The organism is Deltaproteobacteria bacterium (assembly GCA_020848745.1).
Lineage (GTDB): Bacteria > Desulfobacterota > Binatia > UTPRO1 > UTPRO1 > UTPRO1.
On the sequence record JADLHM010000149.1, the window covers coordinates 71,621 to 90,097 of the forward strand.

The following is an 18,477-nucleotide window of genomic DNA, read 5'->3' on the forward strand; positions in this document are numbered from 1 at the left end:
CCACCAACGGTGGCGTCACGCCTCCGTGGTGTCGAGCACCTTGCGCCCGCGGTATTCCCCGCAATGCGCGCAGGCGCGATGCCGCAGCATGGGCTCGCTGCAGCTCGGGCAGGTGATGAAGCTCGCCGGGCGCAGCGCATCGTGCGCGCGCCGCTTGTTGCGCTTGGTGCTGGACGTACGTCGTTTCGGAACTGCCATGACCCCTCCTCCGCGGGCTCAGGCGCCGCGGTCGATCTTGAGATTGCGGAGCGCCGACCAGCGAGGATCACCGGTCTCGACCGTGCAGCCGCACCGGCTGGTGTTGCGGTTGCTGCCGCACTGCGGGCAGAGCCCCCGGCACTCTTCACCACAGAGTGGCCGCGTGGGCAAGGCGAGCATCACCTGCTCGTAGACGAGCGGGGTGAGGTCGACCTCGGTCCCCTCGTAGAACGACTGGGTGAGGTCCCCCGGCGCGAGCTCGATCTCGCCGCTGAGCCGCGTCGCCGGGGTCAGGACCACCGAGAACTCCTGGGCGACGTCGAGCGGGTACGTTTCGAGACACCGCCCACAGGCGGCCTCGGCCCGGCCCGACACCTCGCCGTCGAAGAAGAGGTCGAGCTGCGACCGGGAGTACCTGACCCGAACGTGCAGCGGCGCACGGAACTCGTAGTCGTGATTGGCCTTCGCGAGGGTCGCGTTCAGCTCCTCGACCGGCTCGTCGTAGTCGAGCTGGTCCTCGACGGCGAGAATGTCGTGCAGTTGGATTTTCATGAGCGAAGACGTCCGCGCATCGCCGCGAATGCGAGCGAGGGTCTGAACGGTCGTTATACGAGCCGACCCCGAAGCCCACAAGCTCGGCGACCGGCTTCGCCAGGCTGATTCAGCCCTCCGTGTCGCCGCCCTCGTCGCCCCGCTCGGGGCCGAGCCGGCGCTCCAACCGCCGGACCCGCCGCACCAATTCCGGCAAGCGCAGGATCGCAGCCGAGGTGCGGCGCCAGAGCCCGACCTCCATTGCCGGGTAGCCCCCGACGGTCTTTCCCGCCGGCACCGAGTTCGGAACGCCGCTCTGCGCCGCCACCAGCACGCCGTCGCCGATCGTGAGGTGCCCCGCGGCTCCCGCCTGCCCGCCCATTTGGACGCCGCGGCCGATCTTCGTCGAGCCCGCGATCCCCACCTGCGCCGCGAGGAAGCTGTGCGCGCCGACCTCGCAGTTGTGCGCGACCATTACCAGGTTGTCGAGCTTGGCGCCGCGCCGGATGACCGTGGCCCCGAGCGTGGCGCGATCGACCGTCGTGTTCGCGCCGATCTCCACGTCGTCCTCGATTACGACGATGCCGGCCTGCGGGATCTTCACCGCGCCGGTCGGGCTCGGCGCGAAGCCGAAGCCGTCGGCCCCGATCACGACCCCGGCGTGCAGCACCACGCGGTCGCCGATCCGGACGTGCTCGCGTACGACGACGCCGGCGTGCGCGACGAAGTCGCTGCCGATCTTCACGCCGGCGTAGATGGTCACGTGCGGGTGGATCGTCGCGCCGGATCCGATCTCCACGCCCTCCCCCACGACGGCGTAGGGACCGATCGACGTCGGCGCCGCGACCCGCGCGCTCGCCGCGACGACCGCCGTCGGGTGGATGCCGGGCGGCGGCGCCAGCGGTCGATGGAACATCGCGAGCGCCCGCGCGAAGCAAAGATACGGGTTGTCGGCACGGAGCGTCGCGATCGGGAGTTCCGCCGCGCCCGTCGCGACGATCACCGCCGACGCCCGCGTCGCGGCGAGCTGCGCCGCGTATTTCGGATTCACGAGGAACGTGAGGTCGCCGGGACCGGCCTCCTCGAGCCCGCGAATCGCCCCGATCTCGATCGCACCGTCCCCCCGCAGCTCGCACCCCAGCCGTTCCGCGATCTCCGCGAGCGTCATCGTGGGTTGGCTTAGGCCGAAGCGTCCGGACCCGCAAGCCGCGGCACGCGCGCGAATTTGCCGGCCCCGGAGGCCTGTGTTACGAAGCGCGATTCCGGACCGTCCCCATGCAGAACGTCATCGACTTCGCCAAAGGCGACGGGCTCGTCCCGGTGATCGTCCAGGACGACCGGTCCGGGGCGGTCCTGATGCTCGCGTACATGAACCAGGAGTCGTTCGACCGCACGGTCGCGACCGGCTACGCCACCTACTGGAGCCGCTCGCGCCAGAGCTTCTGGGTGAAGGGCGAGAGCTCCGGACACCGGCAGAAGGTGCACGCGATCCACGTCGACTGCGACGGCGACACGGTGCTGTTGCGGGTCGAGCAGGAGGGCGGCGCGGCGTGTCACGAGGGCTACCCGAGCTGCTTCTTCCGCAAGCGCGCCGACGACGCATGGCAGGTCGTCGAGACCCGCGTCTTCGATCCGGCCAAGGTCTACGCGAAATGAGCATCCTCAAACTCGGCATCCCGAAGGGCAGCCTCGAGCAGGCGACGATCGACCTCTTCCGCAAGTCGGGATGGCGAATCAGCGCCGGCAGCCGGAGCTACTTTCCGTCGGTCGACGATTCGGCGCTGCGGTGCAACCTCATACGGGCGCAGGAGATGGCGCGCTACGTCGAGGCGGGCACGCTCGACGCCGGCATCACCGGTCACGACTGGATCCTCGAGAACGACTCGCAGGTCGAGGTGGTCTGCGATCTCGTCTACTCGAAGGCGACGATCCGTCCGACCCGTTGGGTGCTGGTGGTGCCCGACGCATCGCCGGTGCAGAAGCCCGAGGACTTGCGCGGGAAGACCGTCGCGACCGAACTCGTGAGCTACACGAAGCGCTACTTCGCAGCGCGCAAGATCGAGGTCGACGTCGAGTTCTCCTGGGGCGCCACCGAGGCCAAGGCCGCCGAAGGTCTCGTCGACGCGATCGTCGAGGTCACCGAGACGGGCAGCACGCTCCGGGCGAACGGGCTGCGCATCGTCGCCGAGCTCTTCAGCTCCAACCCGCAGCTCATCGCCAATCGGGAGGCGATGCGCGACCCCTGGAAGCGGGAGAAGATCGAGCAGATCGGCCTGCTGCTCACCGGCGCGCTCCGTGCGCAGACGCAGGTCGGAATCAAGCTGAACGTCCCGAAGGAGCAGCTCGAGGCGATCGTCGCCATGCTCCCGAGCATCACCGCACCGACCGTCTCGAACCTCTACGGCAAGGACTGGTTCTCGGTGGAGAGCGTGATCGCCGAGGACGTCGTTCGCGAGCTCATCCCGAAGCTCATGAAAGCCGGCGCCGTCGGCATCATCGAGTACGGTCTCAACAAGGTCATCTGATCCTCGCACGCAGCCTCGCGAACGCCCTCCAAGCTTGCGACGGCGCACGTAATTCGGTACACAGCCGTGTCGCCGACCGCGCCCCGCGCCGGCGTGCGACCCTGAGGCATCGCGATGCTCGGATGGTGGAATCCGGAAAACGTTTCGACTGACGGCGGCCTCTTCCACCCGCTCTGCTGGGGCTCGGCGGTAGGTACGGTCCGCGTGCGGACCGTCTTCTCCCACGCAAGGCGCCGCCCGGTGGCCCCGGCGTGACGGCGCGGGATCGACAGACGCCAGCGGCGGCCGCGCGGACCCCGCGCGGGCTCCACGTCTTCGCGCTCGTCCTCGCGGCCTCGACGCTCGCGCTCATCTTCATCGGCGGGCTCGTCACGAGCACGGGCTCGGGCCTCGCCGTTCCCGACTGGCCGCTCTCGTTCGGGCAGTTCTTCCCGCGCATGGTCGGCGGCGTCTTCTACGAGCACGGCCATCGCATGGTCGCGGCAGCGGTCGGGGCGCTCACCGTGGCGTTCGCCGTGGCGACGTGGCTCGCCGAGACCCATCCGATCGTGCGCCGCCTCGCGCTCGCGGCGATCGGAACGGTCGTCACGCAGGGGCTGCTCGGCGGCCTTACGGTGATCTTCCTTCTGCCGCCGGCGATCTCGTCCGCCCACGCGTGTCTCGCGCAGGCCTTCCTCTGCCTGACCGTCGCCCTGGCAGTGCTGACGCACCCGGATTGGACGCCGGCGACGCGCGCGCCCGCCGATCCCGGGCTCGCCCGGCTCGCGGTGGCGACCGCCGCGACCGTCTACGCGCAGCTGATCCTCGGTGCCGTCATGCGGCATACGGGGGCCGGACTCGCCATCCCCGACTTTCCCCTGGCCTTCGGACGCATCGTACCGCCCCTCGAATCGGCGGCGGTCGTGATCCACTTCCTGCACCGGATGGGCGCGCTCGCCGTCACCGTGATGGTGCTCTGGACGGCCGTGCGCACGCTCCGGACGCACGCGGTCGAGCGCGCCGTCGTCCGGCCCGCGCTCCTGGCGGTCGCGCTCGTGGCGACCCAGATCACGCTCGGCGCCCTCGCCATCTGGACGCGAAAAGCGGTCCTCCCGACCACGGCGCACGTCGCGGTCGGCGCCGCCATCCTCGGAACGACCGTCGTATGGGCGCTCCGCGCCCGCCGCGCCGCCGGGGCGGCGTCCGGATCGACGCACCCGCTCTTCGCCACCGAGCGGGTGCCCGCATGATGCCGGCGCTCGAACCGGCCGAGGACCTGGATCTCGCCCCCGGAGCGCTGCCGATCACCCAGCGGCGCCTCGTCGACTTCATCGAGCTCACGAAACCGCGCGTCGTGGCGATGGTCGTCCTCACCACCCTCTTCGGCTACTACCTCGGCGCCGCGAGCGAGGGATTCGATTGGCTGCGGCTCCTCTGGACACTCGTCGGCACGGGGCTCGCCGCGGGCGGCACGATGGCGCTCAACCAGTATCTCGAACGCGACCTCGACGCGCAGATGCACCGGACCCGTAGGCGCCCGCTCCCGGAGGGACGCCTGGCCCCGGCCGACGCCCTCCAGTTCGGCGCCGCCCTCACGATCGTCGGCATCCTGGTGCTGGTCGCCGGCAGCAACATGCTCGCGGCGGCCGTCACCGCCGCGACCAGCGTGAGCTACCTCTTCGCCTATACCCCCGCGAAGGCGCGGACGTCGCTCTGCACCCTCATCGGCGCGGTCCCAGGCGCCCTGCCGCCGCTCACGGGATGGGCGGCCGCGAGCGGCGGCCTCGACCCCGCGGCGTGGGCGATCTTCGCGATCATGTTCGTCTGGCAGATCCCGCACTCGCTCGCGATCGCCCAGGTGTATCGCGACGATTACGCGCGCGCGGGCTTCCGCCTGCTGCCGGTGGTCGATCCCGACGGCACCAGCACGGCACGCCACATCCTCACGTACTCGCTCGCGCTCGTGAGTGTCGCCATGCTGCCGACGCTGCTCGGGCTCGCCGGCCCGATCTACTTCGCCGCTTCGATCCTGCTCGGGTGCAGCATGGTCGCCCCCTCGGTGCGGCTCGCGCGCTCGACGAACACGGCCGACGCGCGGCGCGTGATGTTCGCGAGCCTCGTCTACCTGCCTTGCCTCTTCGCGGCCATGGCGGCGGACAAGTTGAGCGCGGCACCCTGGTAGTGCGGGCTCAGCGACTGCGCCGCGCCGTAGCGGCCGCCGCCCAGAAGGCGGTGGCGCAGAAGGCAAGCGTCACGAGCACCGACGGCACGAGCGCCGGCACGCGCCCCGCGGCCTCGGGCGCACCGAGATAGAGGCAGCGGCGGAGCGCCGCCATGCCGTACGTCAGCGGGTTCAGTTGCATCAGCCAGCCGAGCCACCCCGCGGCGCCGGAGGCCGGAAAGAAGGCGCCCGAGAGGATCCAGATCGGCATCAGGATCAGGTTCATGATGGCGTGGAACCCCTGGGTGGATTCCATGCGCCACGCGATCACGAGCCCGAGCGAGGTGAGCGCGAAGGCGATGGCGGCGATCACGCCCACGACCGCGAGTATCGCGCCGAACGAGAGCGAGATACCGACGAGCGGCGCCAGCACGAGGAAGAGGGCGCCCTGCAGGACCGCGAGCGTCGTGCCGCCGAGCGCCTGCCCGAGGACGATCCCGCCGCGCGGGATCGGCGACACCAGCACGCCCTGGAGAAAGCCGCTCTTGCGGTCCTCCACGACCGCGATGGTGGAGAAGATCGCGGTGAACAGCAGCACGAGTCCGATGATCCCCGGATAGAAGTAGGCCATCGTGCCGAGATCCGCCGGCGCGCCGGGCGGACGAAGCGACGCGCTGAAGCCGCCACCGAGCAGCACCCAGAAGAGCAGCGGCTGCGCGAAGGCCCCGACGAGGCGGCTCCGCTGCCGGACGAACCGAACGATCTCGCGCCACCAGAGGGCTCGCACGCCGCGCACGGGCTAGGCCCTCCCCGGCCCGGCCGCGCCCTCGCCGAAGAAGCGCTCGCCCGTGAGATGCACGAACACGTCCTCGAGCGTCGGCTTGCCGTACGTGACCGAGCGGATGTCGCCCGGGAACGCCTCGACGACGTCACGCACGAACTCGTGCCCGCGCGGCAGCTCGATCCGCAGCACGCCGTCGACGACATGGGGTACGCACCCGAAGCGGCGCTCGATCCGCTGCCGCATCGCCTCCGGGTCGGCGGCGTCGACAACGACCACGTCCCCGCCGATCTCCGCCTTGAGGTCCGCCGGAGCGCCGACCGCGACCAGCCGACCCTGGTGGATGAAGCCGATGCGATCGCACCGCTCGGCCTCCTCCATGTAGTGCGTGGTCAGCACGACGGTGAGCCCCTCACGATCCCGTAAGTGGACGAGGTACGAAAAGAAATCGCGCCGGGCCCCGGGATCGAGCCCGGTCGACGGCTCGTCGAGCAGGACGAGATCCGGTCCGTGCAGCAGGCCCTTCGCGAGCTCGACGCGCCGGGCGAGGCCGCCGGAGAGCGCCTCCACGCGGTCGTCCGCGCGGTCGGCGAGACCGAGCCGCTCGAGCAACGTCGCGGCCCGCGCGCGGCTCTCGGCGCCGCCGAGGCCGTAGAGCGCCCCATGGCAGGCGAGGTTCTCGCGCACCGTGAGCATGCCGTCGAGGGCCGGCTGTTGGAACACGACGCCGAGCCGCCGCCGCACCCGCTCGGGATACCGCGCGGTATCCTCGTCGAACACGGCGACCGCGCCCGCCTGAGGTGCGACGAGCGTCGCGAGGACCTTGAAGAGCGTCGTCTTCCCGCCCCCGTTCGGGCCGAGCACGCCGAAGATCTCGCCGCGCCGGACGTCGAGGTCGATGCCGTGGAGCGCCGTGCGCTCACCGTAGCGGTGCGTGAGCCCGGCGATCACGATCGCCGCCGTGGTCGTCGGTGACGAGGCGGCCGGACGGACGGCGTTCATCGGGATCCCTCGCGTCCGGCGAGAGGACTACATGGCGGCTGCGGCATCGGAGCGCGCGGCATCCTGCCACAGGCGGCGTCGACCGACCAGTCACGTAGGGCTCGTCACTTGACGCTCCGAGACACGCGACGTTAGATTGCTCGTACTTCGGCGATGCGCCCCGCGCATCGCCCGCGAGCCGTGACCACCGAAGCGATCTTTCCCGTCGATCCGACCCGGCTGGAGCAGCTGCTGCACGTCCAGGAGCGGCTCCTGCTCGGTGGCTACGACGAAGCGACGCTCGCCGACCGCCTCTGCCAGAGCACGGCGCTCGTGCTCGGCGCGTCCGGAGCCCGCCTCGCGGCCGTCGCAAACGACACCGTCGAGACGCGCGGAGCGTACGGCGTGCCCTTCACGGCCGCGGACGACGCTATCGTGCGGTCGGCGACGGCCGAGCGCCGTCCCGTGCTCGGCGACGCGACCCACGAGACCGGCATGCTGACGCTGCCGATCGAACACGAGCCCGCCGGGCTCGCGATGCAGCTCCGCCCATGGATCGGCGGGGCGTTCGGACTCGAACACGTCGGGCTCGCCCGCTACGCCGCCTCGCTGGCAGCGGTCGCCCTGAAGCACGCGCGCACCCGGCGGGAGCCCGCAGCGGGCGACGGAGGACCGGCCGAGATCCTGGCGTCGCTCTCCCACGACCTGCGCCAGCCGCTCAACGTGATGCTCGGCTACACGCAGCTCCTGATCGACGACACCTACGGCGCCTGCACCGCCGAGCAGCGCGAAGTCCTCTCCACCATCGAGCGGCACGCCCGGGAGCTTTTCACGGTGCTGACCGGCGCGCTCGATCTCGTCCGGCTCGAGCGCGAAGCCGACCGAACCGCCGCGGAGCCCTTCACCGCCCGCGAGGTCATCGAGGAGCTTTGCACCGGATCGCTGGCGCACCGCGCCGGCCACGGCGTCGCCCTCACCTGGCACGCCGACCCCGCCACTCCGCCCTTCCGGAGCGACCGCTTCCGCGTGCGCCAGGTCCTGCAGAACCTCGTCGACAACGCGCTCCGCCACACCGAGCGAGGTGCCGTATCGGTCACCGCGGCGCCGCACGCTCGCCGCGTTCGCCTCGAGGTCGCCGACACCGGGAGCGGCATCGCGGCCGCGGACCTGCCGCACGTCTTCACACCCTTTCGGACCGGCAGCCATGGCCGCACCGGAACGGGCCTCGGCCTCTACATCGTGAAGCGCTTCTGCGAGACGCTCGGTGGCGAGGTGCGGGTCGCGAGCACCCTCGGCAGCGGGACGCGCTTCACCGTCGACCTGCCGACCGAGCTTCCCGCTCGATGACGCGCCCCGCGCTCACTCGACCGTGAGCGCGGCGTCGTCTCCGCTGTCCGTGGTGCTGACGCCCGCGGTCGGATGGGTGGCGGAGATCGTCGTCGCACCGGGCGTGAGCGCGTCGACGCGGCTCCGATCGCCCGCGTCGTTCGGCGCGCTCGCCACGGACGAATCGCTGGACGAATAGACGAGCTCCTGCGTCAGGTTCTGCGTCACGCCGCCGCCGAAGTGTCCCGTCGCCGTGTACCGCTGGACACCTCCGGGCGAGCGCGTCGCGACGAGCGGGCTCAAGGTGATGCGCTCGAGCCCGCCGATCACCGTGAGCGCCGCGTCGTCGCCGGTGCTCGTCGTGCTCACGCCGGTCACCGGATCGGTCGCCGAGATCGTGACCTGCCCGGGGGCGAGGGCGTCCACGCGGCTCTTGTTGCCGGCGACGTTCGCCGCGACGGCGACGCCCGCATCGCTCGTGTGGTAGTCGACCCGCTGGGTCAGGTTCTTCGTCGTACCACCGCCGAAGTGCCCGATCGCGGTGTAGGTCAGCGATTGGTTCACCGCGCGCGTCGCTGGCGTCGGCGAGAGCGTGATCCGTTCGAGCGCCCCGAGCACGGTGACCGTGGCATCGCCGCCCGAGTCGGCGCTGCTCACCTCCAGCCCGGACTGCGGATCCGTGTACGCGGCGGAGATCGTCGCCGTGCCCGGCGCCAGCATCTCGACCCGGCTCTTGTTTCCGGGCGCGTTGGGCGCCGCGACGACGCTCGGGTCGGAGGAGACGTACGTCACCTGCTGCGTGAGATTCGCCGTGCCGCCGCCCTCGTAGTGCCCCGTCGCGGTGAAGGTCTGCGCCTCCCCGACGGCACGCGTCGCGCTCGTCGGCGCGAGCGCGATGCCGATCAGGTCCGATACGGCCGCCGAGACCGTGAGGGTCGCGTCGTTGCCTCCCATGGTCGTCGTGACGCCGCTCGGATGCGACGCGGAGATCGTCGTCGTTCCCGGCGCGACGGTGTCGACCCTGCCCTTGTTCCCGGGCGTGTTGGGCGCCACGGCGACGCTCGGGTCGCTCGAAGCGTAGTCGACCTCCTGGGTGATGTTCAGGTCCACGCCGCCGGCGTAGTGGCCCGTCGCCACGTAGCTCTGGAATTGTCCGGCGGGCCGCGTCTTGGCGAGCGGGCTCAGCGTCACGCTCTCGAGCGCACCCAGGACCGTGATCGCGGCGTCGCCGTTCGCGTCGGCGCTGCTGACGCCGGTCACGGGATCCACCGCCGAGATCGCCGCGGACCCCTGCGCCGCCGCCTCGACCCGGCTCTTGTTGCCGTCGAGGTTCGTCGCCACCACGACGGTCGGATCGCTCGAGGCATAGGTGAGCTGTTGCGTGATATTGCGGGTGACGCCGCCCTCGAAGGTGCCGGTCGCGACCAGGCTCTTCGCCTCGCCGACATCGAGCGCCAGCGCCGCCGGCGCGACCGCGATGCTGACGAGCGCGCCGGGTACGTTGAACGTCGCGTCGCCGCCCGACGTCGTCGAGGACACGCCGCTCACCGGATCGGTCGCGGAGATCGTGGCGATCCCGGGGCTCACGGCGGCGATCCTGCTGCGATCTCCGGCCGCGTTCGCCGCCAGCGCGACGCCCGGGTTGCTCGACGTCCAGACGACCTTCTGGGTGTAGTTCTCGGTGCCGCCGCCGACGAGATCGGCGGTGGCCGTGTAGGTCGCGGTGCCGCCGGGGTTCACGTAGCGCGCCTGCGGATCGATGCGGATGGCGACGACGTCTCCGGGCGGCACGGGGGTCGCGGTCGTCGTCGGCACCGGCGTCGCGGCCGAGGGATCCTTCAGCGACGGCACGCAGATCTCGTCGGGCCTCGTGACGGCGAGCGCTTCCGGACCGAAGACGGAGTGCGTCGAGACGCTCGTCGCGCCGGGCTTCGCCTGCTTCGGCTTCGTCCTGGCGAGCCGCACCTGGTAGCAGACGAGATAGGTCGCGTGGGTCGGCGCCGCGGGGTCGGCGCCGGCGACGCTCGCCGGGGCGCAGAAGCGGCGCGGCTTCTTGACCGTCAGGACCCGCGGACCGAACTGGTCCGCTACGGCGACGTCGAACGGCGTGAAGGTCGGATAGACGGGCGCACCCTTCGGCGCCCGCGCGACCTTGGCGTCGTAGCACTTGAAGTGATCGACGCCGGTCGACGCGAGCGGCGCCACCCCGCCCGTGCCGAGCGCCTTCGCCGTCGGCGCGAGCAGGCGGTCCTCGCTCTCGACGCGCAGCTTCAGCCTGCCGAACCGGTTCACGATCTCGTGGACGCCGTCCACGTGACGCGGCTGGCGCGGCGACGTCTTGGTCACCCGGATTCCGTACGCTTCGAGATGCGCGACCTCGTCGACGACGAGTTCGCCCTCGACGCTCGCCGGAGCGCAGAGCCCGATCGCCTTCTGCACGTCGATCTGGTGCCGGTCCTCCGGGCGCGCCGTGCTGAAGACGTCGATGACGACGTCGGCCTCGCGCGGCGCGAAGCTCGGCAACCCGCCGTGCGAGCCGAGCCCGCGCGTCTTGTAGCAGACGGACGGATCGCCGCTCGGCTGCGCGTACGCGGCCCCGACGACGACGAGCGCGGCCACCCAGGCCGCGAGCAACTGGTTGCACGTCTTCTTCATGGTTCCGTGGATCTCCTGGACACCCCGGCGGGAGTCCTCACCATGGACGCCCGCCGCAGCGGAGGCAAGCTCGGGGAGCAGCGCCGGGCGCGACGGCATCGTTGCCGACGGCGCCTTCTTCCGGGGAAGGTCAGCGTTCGACGTCGAGCCTACGGACGTCGGGGACCTGGGCAGGACGCGGCGCGATCTCCTCGACCGCGACCGGCGGCGCGGGGCGTACACGGCGGCTCCGGATGCTGAAACGCGCGATGTGGTACAGCGCCGCGACGCCGTCGCGCCAGGTGATCTTCTTGCCCTGGTCATAATCGCGTCCGGCGTAGGAAATCGGCTGCTCGTAGATGCGGCAGCGCAGCCGCGCGACCTTGGCGGTGATCTCCGGCTCGAATCCGAAGCGGTCGCACTCCACCTGGATCTGCTGGAGCACTTCGCGGCGGAAGAGCTTGTAGCCCGTCTCCATGTCGGTGAGGTTCAGGTTCGTGCACATGTTCGAGAGGAGCGTGAGCACGCGATTGCCGACATAGTGCCAGAAGTTGAGGACCCGGTGCGGTCCGCCGAGAAACCGCGAGCCGAAGACGACGTCGGCCTCCCCGCGCTCGATCGGCGCGAGCAGCGCCGGAATGTCGCGCGGGTTGTATTCGAGGTCCGCGTCCTGCACGACGGCCACGTCGCCCCGCACGTGCGCGAAGCCGGTGCGGAGCGCGGCGCCCTTCCCGCGATTGGTCCCGTGGAAGAAGACCCGCACCTCGCCTCCGGCGAGCTCGCGCAGGATGTCTCGGGTGCCGTCGAGCGAGCCGTCGTCGACGACGATGAGCTCCTTCGCGTGCGGCAAGGCCTGGACGCGCCGCACCACCTCACGCACGCTCGCGGCTTCGTTGTAGACCGGCATGACGATCGAAAGCTTCATCGCAGCGTTCCCCTTCGGATCTCTTCGGCGGTCGCCGCCCGCACCGCCACCACTTTCGCCCAGATGTCGAGGCCCTGCCCCGCGGCCGGGTTGTTGAAATCGGCGAGCACGTCGTCGCCCTCGATGCCGGTCAGGCGGAAGATCATCGGCTCGCCGCGCGGAGGACGGACGGTGTAGCGTTTGCCAACCTCGAGCGCGAGCTCGGGCGGCAGCTGCGCGCGCGGCATCCGACGCACGAGATCCGACCGGTGCTCGCCGTAGCTCTCGTTCGGCGAGAGCGTCAGCCGACGCTCCTCGCCGGCGACGAGCCCCTCGACCGCCTGCTCGAGCGCCGGAAAGATCTGCTCGTTTCCGTGCAGATAGGTCACCGGCCCGCACCGCTCCGTCGAGTCGACGAGCTCGCCGTTCGTGAGGGTGGCGCGATACTCGATCGTGACGACCGTGTCGGCGACGACCCGCAAGGCACCCTGCTCGCTCATGCCCTTCCCTCCGCGGCGTGTCGCGCCGCGCGGCCGGCCGTCGCGAGCCAGTCCGCGACGACGCCGGGCGCGCCGCCCGATCCGCCCTTGGTGACCAGGCGCGTTCCGGCCGCCGCGCCCCGCAGGATCGTCCCGCAGGCGACGAGCGGCGCGACGCGCCCGTGGACCTCGATCGCGCTGGCGCCGATACCTCGCAGGATCGCATGGCTGGTCTCGCCGCCGATCAGCACGAGCGTTCCGATCCGGACGCCGGCGACGATCGCCGCGAGCGCCTCGGCGAGCGCCGCCTCGGTTGCGCGGAGCGCGGCCGCGCTCGGCACGCCGTCCAGAGCGGGCGGCGTCAGGACCACGCTCCTCCCGCCCGCGAGCTCGGCGGCCGCCCGGCGCGCGACATCGCCGGGCCTGGACCCGGCGGCCGCGCCGGCCGTGATCGCCACGGCGTCGCCGGCGGCGAGCACGGCATCCACCTGCGCCCGGGCGCGACTGTGGAGGCTCCCGTTCACGACGAGCGCCGGCCGCGCGGGCGGCGGCGGCTCCGGCGGGCTTGCGAAAAGTCCGCCGTTGCCGAGACGGGGCGCGAGCGCCGCCGCGAGCGCGATCGACCCCGCGAGACAGAGCTTCCCGGGCAGCGCCGTGATCGCCTCGACGGCACCCGCCACGTCGTCGTCGGACTCCGCGTCGACCACGAAGCAGTCCACTCCCGCGGCGCGCCGCCGGCCGACCTCGACGGCGAGCGCACCGCCCCGGACGCACGCGCGCGCCAGCACGGCGACGGGACGGCGGCTCTCGCGAGCGATCACCTCGCCGACAGACGACACCGCGCCGGGTCCCTCGGGATCGCGTGCGAACTCCGTCTCAGCGAGGAGGCGGCCACCGAACCACTGGCACCCCCCGCGCGTCACGCGCCCCGCCGCGGGGATCGCCGGGACGACGAACCCCGTCGCGCCGAGGTGGTCGAGCGCCGCGTCGAGCTCGGCGCCGAGGTGGCCGCGCAGCGCCGTGTCGATCTTCTTGAGCACGAGCCGCGCCGGCCGCGCGCCGAGCGCGGCGCGTACGCGCGCGGCCGCCGCGGCCGGCGCCAACGCGCGGCTCTGTGTGTTCACGACCACGACCACGCCGTCGTCGCCCCGGGCGACCAGCGCTCCCGGCTCGACGGCGACCAGCGCCCGCCGGCCGGCCGCCGCGAGCTCGGCCGCGACGTCGCACGCGCCGGTCAGATCGTCGGCGATCGCGGCGAACGCGCTCACCGCATCAACACCGCGCGCGCCGGCGCCCCGTCGACGCCTTCGAGCTTGAGGGGTAGGCACGCGAGGAGATACGGCCCCGCGGCGATCGCGCGTAGGTCCAGACCCTCGATGACGAAGATCCCGCCGCCGAGGAGCAGCTTGTGCACCGCGAAGTCCTTGCTGCCGAACTGCTCGATGGAGAGGTAGTCCATGCCGATGGTCCTCACGCCCCGGTCGACGAGATGCCAGGCGGCATCGAGCGTGAGGTACGTGAAGTCCTTCTGGAATCCCGGCTTCGCCCAGCGCTCCGAGTTGTCGGTTCGACAGAGCACGATGTCGCCGGCGTTGATCTCGTACCGGCGGAGCGCGGTGGCGTCGATCGCGGCGAGCCCGCGGAGGTCGAGCACCTGCGCCGGCCCCACCATGCGGTCGAGGGGCACCTGCTCGAGCGTCGGCGCGCCGTCGATGAAATGCGCCGGCGCGTCGACGTGCGTCCCGGTGTGAGCGCCCAGGGAAAGATGCGTCAGGTTGGCGGCGTCGCCGCGCTCGATGGCGCGGATCCGGGTCTGCTCGAGCGTCGGGTCGCCCGGATAGACGTGCATGTCCGGACGGTTCGGCACCGAAACGTCCCAGACCCTCCGGCAGTAGCCGGCGAGATCTTCGCGAAGCTGCGGATCGGTGGCGGCCGCCATGGAGTCCCTTTCGACGGAGGTCGCGCGCTCACGCGCTCGCCGCGGACCGCTCTCGCCGGGCGCGGCGCGCGGCGAGAGCGGCGGCGGTCTTGATCGCCTCGAGCAGGTTCTTGTGGTTCGCGAGGCCCTTCCCCGCGATGTCGAACGCCGTGCCGTGCCCCGTCGAGGTCCGGATGAAGGGCAGCCCGACGAGCAACGTCACGACGTCGCCGAAGCCGAGTAGCTTCACCGCGCCGAGGCCCTGATCGTGGTAGAGGGCAATGGTCAGATCGTACATGCCCTGCTTGGTCTTGAAGAAGACCGTATCGGCAGGCACCGGGCCGATCGCGTTCACCCCCGCGGCTCTGGCCTCCGCGATGGCGGGCTCGATTTCCTCGATCTCCTCGCGTCCGAAGAGGCCGCCTTCGCCGGCATGCGGGTTCAGGGCGGAAACCGCGATCCGCGGCGCCGCGATGCCCTGTCCGACCAGCGCCTCGTGCGCCAGCATGATCTTCTCGTGCACCCGCGCCTTCGTCACCTTGTCGCATGCTGCGCGAAGCGACATGTGATTCGTCAGCAAGAGAAGTCGCATGTCGCCGAGCAGGAGCACCATGGCGTAGCGCTTCACCCCGGCCTCCTCGGCGAAGATCTCCGTGGCGCCCTCGTAATGAAAGCCGGCGGCGCGCATCGACTCCTTGTTGAGGGGCGCCGACACGATCCCGTCGATCTCGCCGCTGAGAGCGTAGCGGGCCGCCTCGCGCGTGTAGCGCACGGCCGCCGCCCCGAGCGCCGGCTCGATCACCCCGACCTTTACCGTCGCCGGGTCGACGTCCCGATAGTCGACGACGGCGAAGGCCTCGCCGTCGCGCCGCCAGGCCGCGGGCCGCTCGACCGCGCGGAGCGCCAGCTCGAGGCCGGCCTGCTCGGCCGCGGCGGCCACCACGCGGAGGTCGCCGAGCACGATCGGCTCGCAGAACGTGCGGATCGCCGGGTCGGCGAGCGATTTCACGAGAATCTCGGGGCTGATGCCGGCGGCGTCGCCCATGGTGATGCCGATCGTCGGAAGTGCCATGCGTTCGGAGCTCCTTGCCGTGCAAGCGAGATGGGTGGTGCGTTCAGGCCTCGAGGACGCCGAGCGGCGGCGCCGCGGGCGCCGCCGCGGACGTCGCGCGGCGCTCGAGGACGGCCTCGTAGGTCGACTCGACCTGGTCGATGACGCGCTCCCAACCGTACTCGTCCTCGACGGTCCGGCGCGCGGCCGCGCCGAGGGCGCGCCGCCGCAGCGGATCGGCCAGCAGCGCGACGACCGCCGCGGCGTACGCTTGCGGGCCGTCGACGTCCACCACGACGCCGTTGACGCCGTCGCGCACCGCCTTGGCCGAGCCCGCGGAGACCACGACGGCCTTCGCGGCCGCCATGTAGTTCAGGAGCTTCATCGGAAATCCCGACCACTCGCGACGGGGACAGAGCGCGAGGTCGGCAACCAGGATCAGATCACGCACCGTCGCGAAGTCGCCCGCGCTCACGAGCCGCACCCCGTCGGGCAGCCGGCGAAGACGAGGCGGAAGGTCGCGGGGTGCGGCGTGGGTCGCGAGCACGAGGAGGGCGTCACCGACCGACCGCCGCACGAGGCCGATGCTCTCGAGCAGGAGATCCAGATTCTGATAGCCGTCGACGTTCCCCGTGTAGAGCAGCACCGGACGCTCGCCGAACCCGAAACGGTCGCGGATCGCGGCCACGTCGGCGCGCGAGCACGCCGGAAACTCCTCGGGCGAGCCGCCGGGCGCGATCAGCGCGATGGCGCGTTCGTCGACTCCGCGCGCGCGGAGAAACCCGACGAGCTCCCGGCAGATCGCGATGCAGCGATCGGCGCGCCGCGGCACCTCGCGATCGGCGACGGCGCCGACCGCGCGGGCGAGACGGCGGGCGGTGCGGCTCCGGAAGTACGTCGGCAGCTCCTCCGCGAGCGCGTTGTGGCTATGATAGATGAGCGGCACGCCGGTGAGCCGCCGCGCCACGAGCCCGACGAGCGCGGCTTCGTAGTTGTGGGCGTGTATCACCTCGATCCCCTCGCCCTCGATCACCCGCACGAGGCGCACGAGCAACGCCGCGTCGAGCACCAGCTTGGCCGCGCGCGGCCCGGAGCCGACGGCGCGCAGACCCGCCATGCGCGGGATGCGCCGCACCGGCAGGCCGGCGAGCGCCTCCTCCAACCCCTCGGCGTACGTCACGACGATCGGGTCGTGGCCGCGAGCGCGCAGACCCTGCGCGAGCTTCCGGATGAGGAGCTGCGAGCCTTGCAGGGTCGGGAACGGACACGCGGCGACGATGGCCACGCGATAGCATCGCTTCCGAATGTCGCGGGCGGGCATCATGCCGCGGGCTCGCTCAGGTAGCCGAGCGCCCGCAGGCGGCGCCGCAGCTCGGCCTCGTGGTCGTGGTCGTCCGACGCTTCTGTCAGCACGAGCGCGTCGTCGGCGATGCGCGCCGTCCCCGCGATCCCCGGCAGCAACCGGCCGTCCATCCACGACGGCACGTCGAGCCCCGCGAGATGCAGCACCGACGGGGCGACGTCGACGATCGCGGCCTCCGTCGCCGGCGTCGCGGCGACGCCGCGACCCGCGAGCGCCCACAGCCCCTGCGGACGGTGACTGCCGTTCATACCGCCGCCCTTTCCCGCCACGTGCTCGCGCCGGGCGAGCCGGCGCACGCTGCGCGTCTCGTCGGGCGTCGTCGGCAGACAGGGGTGGGAATAGCCGCGATCGAGCGCCAGCTCGAGGACGAGGTCGGGCGCGGCTTCGACGAGCGGCCCGGCGTAGAGCTCGTCGCGGCGGTGCACGCGCGCGACGATCGCCGCACCAGTCTCCGGATGGCGCCAGGCGAGGAGCGCCGCGCGCAGCTCCGCGACCGCGGCGTCGTACGCGGCGCCCGGGGCGATCGTCCCGTCGGGATCGCGGCCGCGGACGTTCAGCCAGACGCTCGGCGCGTAGTTCAGCTCCTCCGAGAAGGCCCGGGTCCGCGCCATGTCGATCGCCCCGAAGCGCGACCAGCCTTCGAGCCGGCGCGCGAGCGCGCGGCCACCACGGCGCACGAGCCGTTCCTGCACTCCGCGCGGCAGGAGCGCCAGCGCCGCACGGCGGACCACGCGCGCCGCCCGCGCTCCGAGCTCGCGGCGGCCGGCGCGGAACGCGAGCCAACCCTGGTCGGCGAGCCAGCGGTTCAGGTGCAGGACCGTCGTGCCGGCGCCTCCGAACCCGTGGTCGGATGCGACCAGCACGGTCGCATCCGATGGCAGCTCGGTGAGGATCGCGCCGAGCGCGGCGTCGAGCCGTCGGTACACCTCGCGAAGCGCCCCTCGGAAGCGCGGCGCGCCCTCGGCGTCGAAGCGCGGCGAACCCGGATCCGTGAACATCCAGAAGTGATGGCTCGCGGTGTCGGCCTCACCGAAAAGCATCATGAAGCAGTCCCAGCGCTCGCGCCGCAGCACCCAGCGCGCGAGGTCGCGCTTGCGATCGACGGCTGCCAGGATCTTCGGCAGCGCATCGGCGTGCCACCCCGGGCCGATCGTCAGCTCCTGGAAGTCGGTGATGGCGTACGGACCGACGGCCCGCGTCATCTCGGCGTACAGCTCGCGCGGGTGGACGAACGACCCGTCGATGCCGGTCGCGACCGGGCTGTCGAAGCCGCCGACCATGATCCCGTTCACCGGCTCCGGCGGGTACGTAGTCGGGACGCCGATCACCGCCACGCGCCGTCCGGCGTCGGAGAGGAGCTTCCAGATCGTCGGCACGCGGCGGTCGCGGCTGCCGACGAAGGCGACCTCGTAGGTGCCGGGCACGCGGCGGGTGAAGTCGAAGATGCCGTGCTTCCCGGGGTTGGTCCCGGTCATGAACGACGACCACGCGGGAAACGTGACCGGCGGCGTCGTCGACCGCAGCACGCCGTGGGCGCCGCGCCGCCGCACGTCGGCGAGCACGGGCATGTCGCCGGCCTCGCAGAACGGCCCCGCGAGGTCCCACGTCGCCCCGTCGAGACCGATGATCGCGATCACGGGACCGTT

The 18,477-nt window shown here is 71.8% G+C and carries 18 protein-coding genes; 5 read left to right on the forward strand and 13 right to left on the reverse strand.

Translation table 11 applies throughout. From position 1 onward, the window contains the following. Positions 1 to 15: 15 nt before the first annotated feature. The 3 genes from rpmF to lpxD all read right to left on the reverse strand — a co-directional run bounded on the left by rpmF (position 16) and on the right by lpxD (position 1,897). Positions 16 to 198 (reverse strand): 50S ribosomal protein L32, encoded by a 183-nt coding sequence (gene rpmF / locus IT293_21465; GenBank protein MCC6767227.1) that lies wholly within the window; start codon positions 196 to 198, stop codon positions 16 to 18. Positions 199 to 216: 18 nt separating this feature from the next. Continuing rightward, positions 217 to 750, reverse strand: a complete 534-nt coding sequence (locus IT293_21470; GenBank protein MCC6767228.1) for a DUF177 domain-containing protein — start codon at positions 748 to 750, stop codon at positions 217 to 219. 109 nt (positions 751 to 859) lie between these two features. Further along, positions 860 to 1,897 carry a UDP-3-O-(3-hydroxymyristoyl)glucosamine N-acyltransferase gene (gene lpxD, locus IT293_21475; GenBank protein MCC6767229.1) on the reverse strand — a complete coding sequence of 346 codons (1,038 nt, stop codon included), beginning with the start codon at positions 1,895 to 1,897 and terminating at the stop codon, positions 860 to 862. Between the two features lie 107 nt (positions 1,898 to 2,004). On the opposite strand from lpxD, the gene hisI reads away from it, so the two are divergent. The 4 genes from hisI (at position 2,005) to cyoE (ending at position 5,415) form a co-directional block, all read left to right on the forward strand. Then, complete coding sequence (hisI, locus tag IT293_21480) at positions 2,005 to 2,385, forward strand: phosphoribosyl-AMP cyclohydrolase (protein MCC6767230.1); 381 nt, start codon at positions 2,005 to 2,007, stop codon at positions 2,383 to 2,385. Beyond that, the gene (locus IT293_21485) at positions 2,382 to 3,254 is read left to right on the forward strand and encodes an ATP phosphoribosyltransferase (protein MCC6767231.1); all 873 of its coding nucleotides are present in this window, start codon (positions 2,382 to 2,384) and stop codon (positions 3,252 to 3,254) included. Before hisI ends, IT293_21485 begins: the two co-directional genes overlap by 4 nt. 251 nt (positions 3,255 to 3,505) lie before the next feature. Further along, positions 3,506 to 4,483, forward strand: coding sequence for a heme A synthase (locus IT293_21490; protein MCC6767232.1), 978 nt, complete (start codon positions 3,506 to 3,508; stop codon positions 4,481 to 4,483). After that, a complete protein-coding gene (gene cyoE, locus IT293_21495; GenBank protein MCC6767233.1) occupies positions 4,483 to 5,415 on the forward strand; it encodes a protoheme IX farnesyltransferase in 933 nt (310 codons plus the stop codon). The genes IT293_21490 and cyoE overlap by 1 nt, the downstream gene beginning before the upstream one ends. Positions 5,416 to 5,422: 7 nt before the next feature. Here the strand turns inward: cyoE and IT293_21500 are convergent, their stop codons facing one another. Further along, positions 5,423 to 6,181: an ABC transporter permease gene (locus IT293_21500; protein MCC6767234.1), complete on the reverse strand. Its 759-nt coding sequence runs from the start codon at positions 6,179 to 6,181 to the stop codon at positions 5,423 to 5,425. 12 nt (positions 6,182 to 6,193) lie between these two features. Beyond that, positions 6,194 to 7,177 (reverse strand): ABC transporter ATP-binding protein, encoded by a 984-nt coding sequence (locus IT293_21505; protein MCC6767235.1) that lies wholly within the window; start codon positions 7,175 to 7,177, stop codon positions 6,194 to 6,196. Between the two features lie 180 nt (positions 7,178 to 7,357). Here IT293_21505 and IT293_21510 point away from each other — a divergent pair, with 180 nt between their 5' ends. Further along, positions 7,358 to 8,503 carry a HAMP domain-containing histidine kinase gene (locus tag IT293_21510; GenBank protein ID MCC6767236.1) on the forward strand — a complete coding sequence of 382 codons (1,146 nt, stop codon included), beginning with the start codon at positions 7,358 to 7,360 and terminating at the stop codon, positions 8,501 to 8,503. Positions 8,504 to 8,515: 12 nt separating this feature from the next. Here IT293_21510 and IT293_21515 read toward each other — a convergent pair whose 3' ends face one another. The 8 genes from IT293_21515 to IT293_21550 form a co-directional block, all read right to left on the reverse strand. Next, complete coding sequence (locus tag IT293_21515) at positions 8,516 to 11,137, reverse strand: Ig-like domain-containing protein (protein MCC6767237.1); 2,622 nt, start codon at positions 11,135 to 11,137, stop codon at positions 8,516 to 8,518. 130 nt (positions 11,138 to 11,267) lie between these two features. Next, complete coding sequence (locus IT293_21520) at positions 11,268 to 12,041, reverse strand: glycosyltransferase family 2 protein (protein MCC6767238.1); 774 nt, start codon at positions 12,039 to 12,041, stop codon at positions 11,268 to 11,270. Next, positions 12,038 to 12,520 (reverse strand): peptidylprolyl isomerase, encoded by a 483-nt coding sequence (locus IT293_21525; GenBank protein ID MCC6767239.1) that lies wholly within the window; start codon positions 12,518 to 12,520, stop codon positions 12,038 to 12,040. The genes IT293_21520 and IT293_21525 overlap by 4 nt, the downstream gene beginning before the upstream one ends. Next, a complete protein-coding gene (locus tag IT293_21530; GenBank protein ID MCC6767240.1) occupies positions 12,517 to 13,767 on the reverse strand; it encodes a hypothetical protein in 1,251 nt (416 codons plus the stop codon). Before IT293_21530 ends, IT293_21525 begins: the two co-directional genes overlap by 4 nt. Further along, positions 13,764 to 14,438: a cyclase family protein gene (locus IT293_21535; protein MCC6767241.1), complete on the reverse strand. Its 675-nt coding sequence runs from the start codon at positions 14,436 to 14,438 to the stop codon at positions 13,764 to 13,766. Before IT293_21535 ends, IT293_21530 begins: the two co-directional genes overlap by 4 nt. A gap of 28 nt (positions 14,439 to 14,466) precedes the next feature. Further along, on the reverse strand, positions 14,467 to 15,489 hold the full coding sequence (gene pdxA / locus IT293_21540; GenBank protein ID MCC6767242.1) for a 4-hydroxythreonine-4-phosphate dehydrogenase PdxA: 1,023 nt from the start codon (positions 15,487 to 15,489) through the stop codon (positions 14,467 to 14,469). A 43-nt stretch (positions 15,490 to 15,532) separates the two neighbouring features. Next, positions 15,533 to 16,753, reverse strand: coding sequence for a glycosyltransferase family 4 protein (locus IT293_21545; protein MCC6767243.1), 1,221 nt, complete (start codon positions 16,751 to 16,753; stop codon positions 15,533 to 15,535). A 35-nt stretch (positions 16,754 to 16,788) separates the two neighbouring features. Then, a complete protein-coding gene (locus tag IT293_21550) occupies positions 16,789 to 18,468 on the reverse strand; it encodes an alkaline phosphatase family protein (protein MCC6767244.1) in 1,680 nt (559 codons plus the stop codon). Positions 18,469 to 18,477 lie beyond the last annotated feature (9 nt).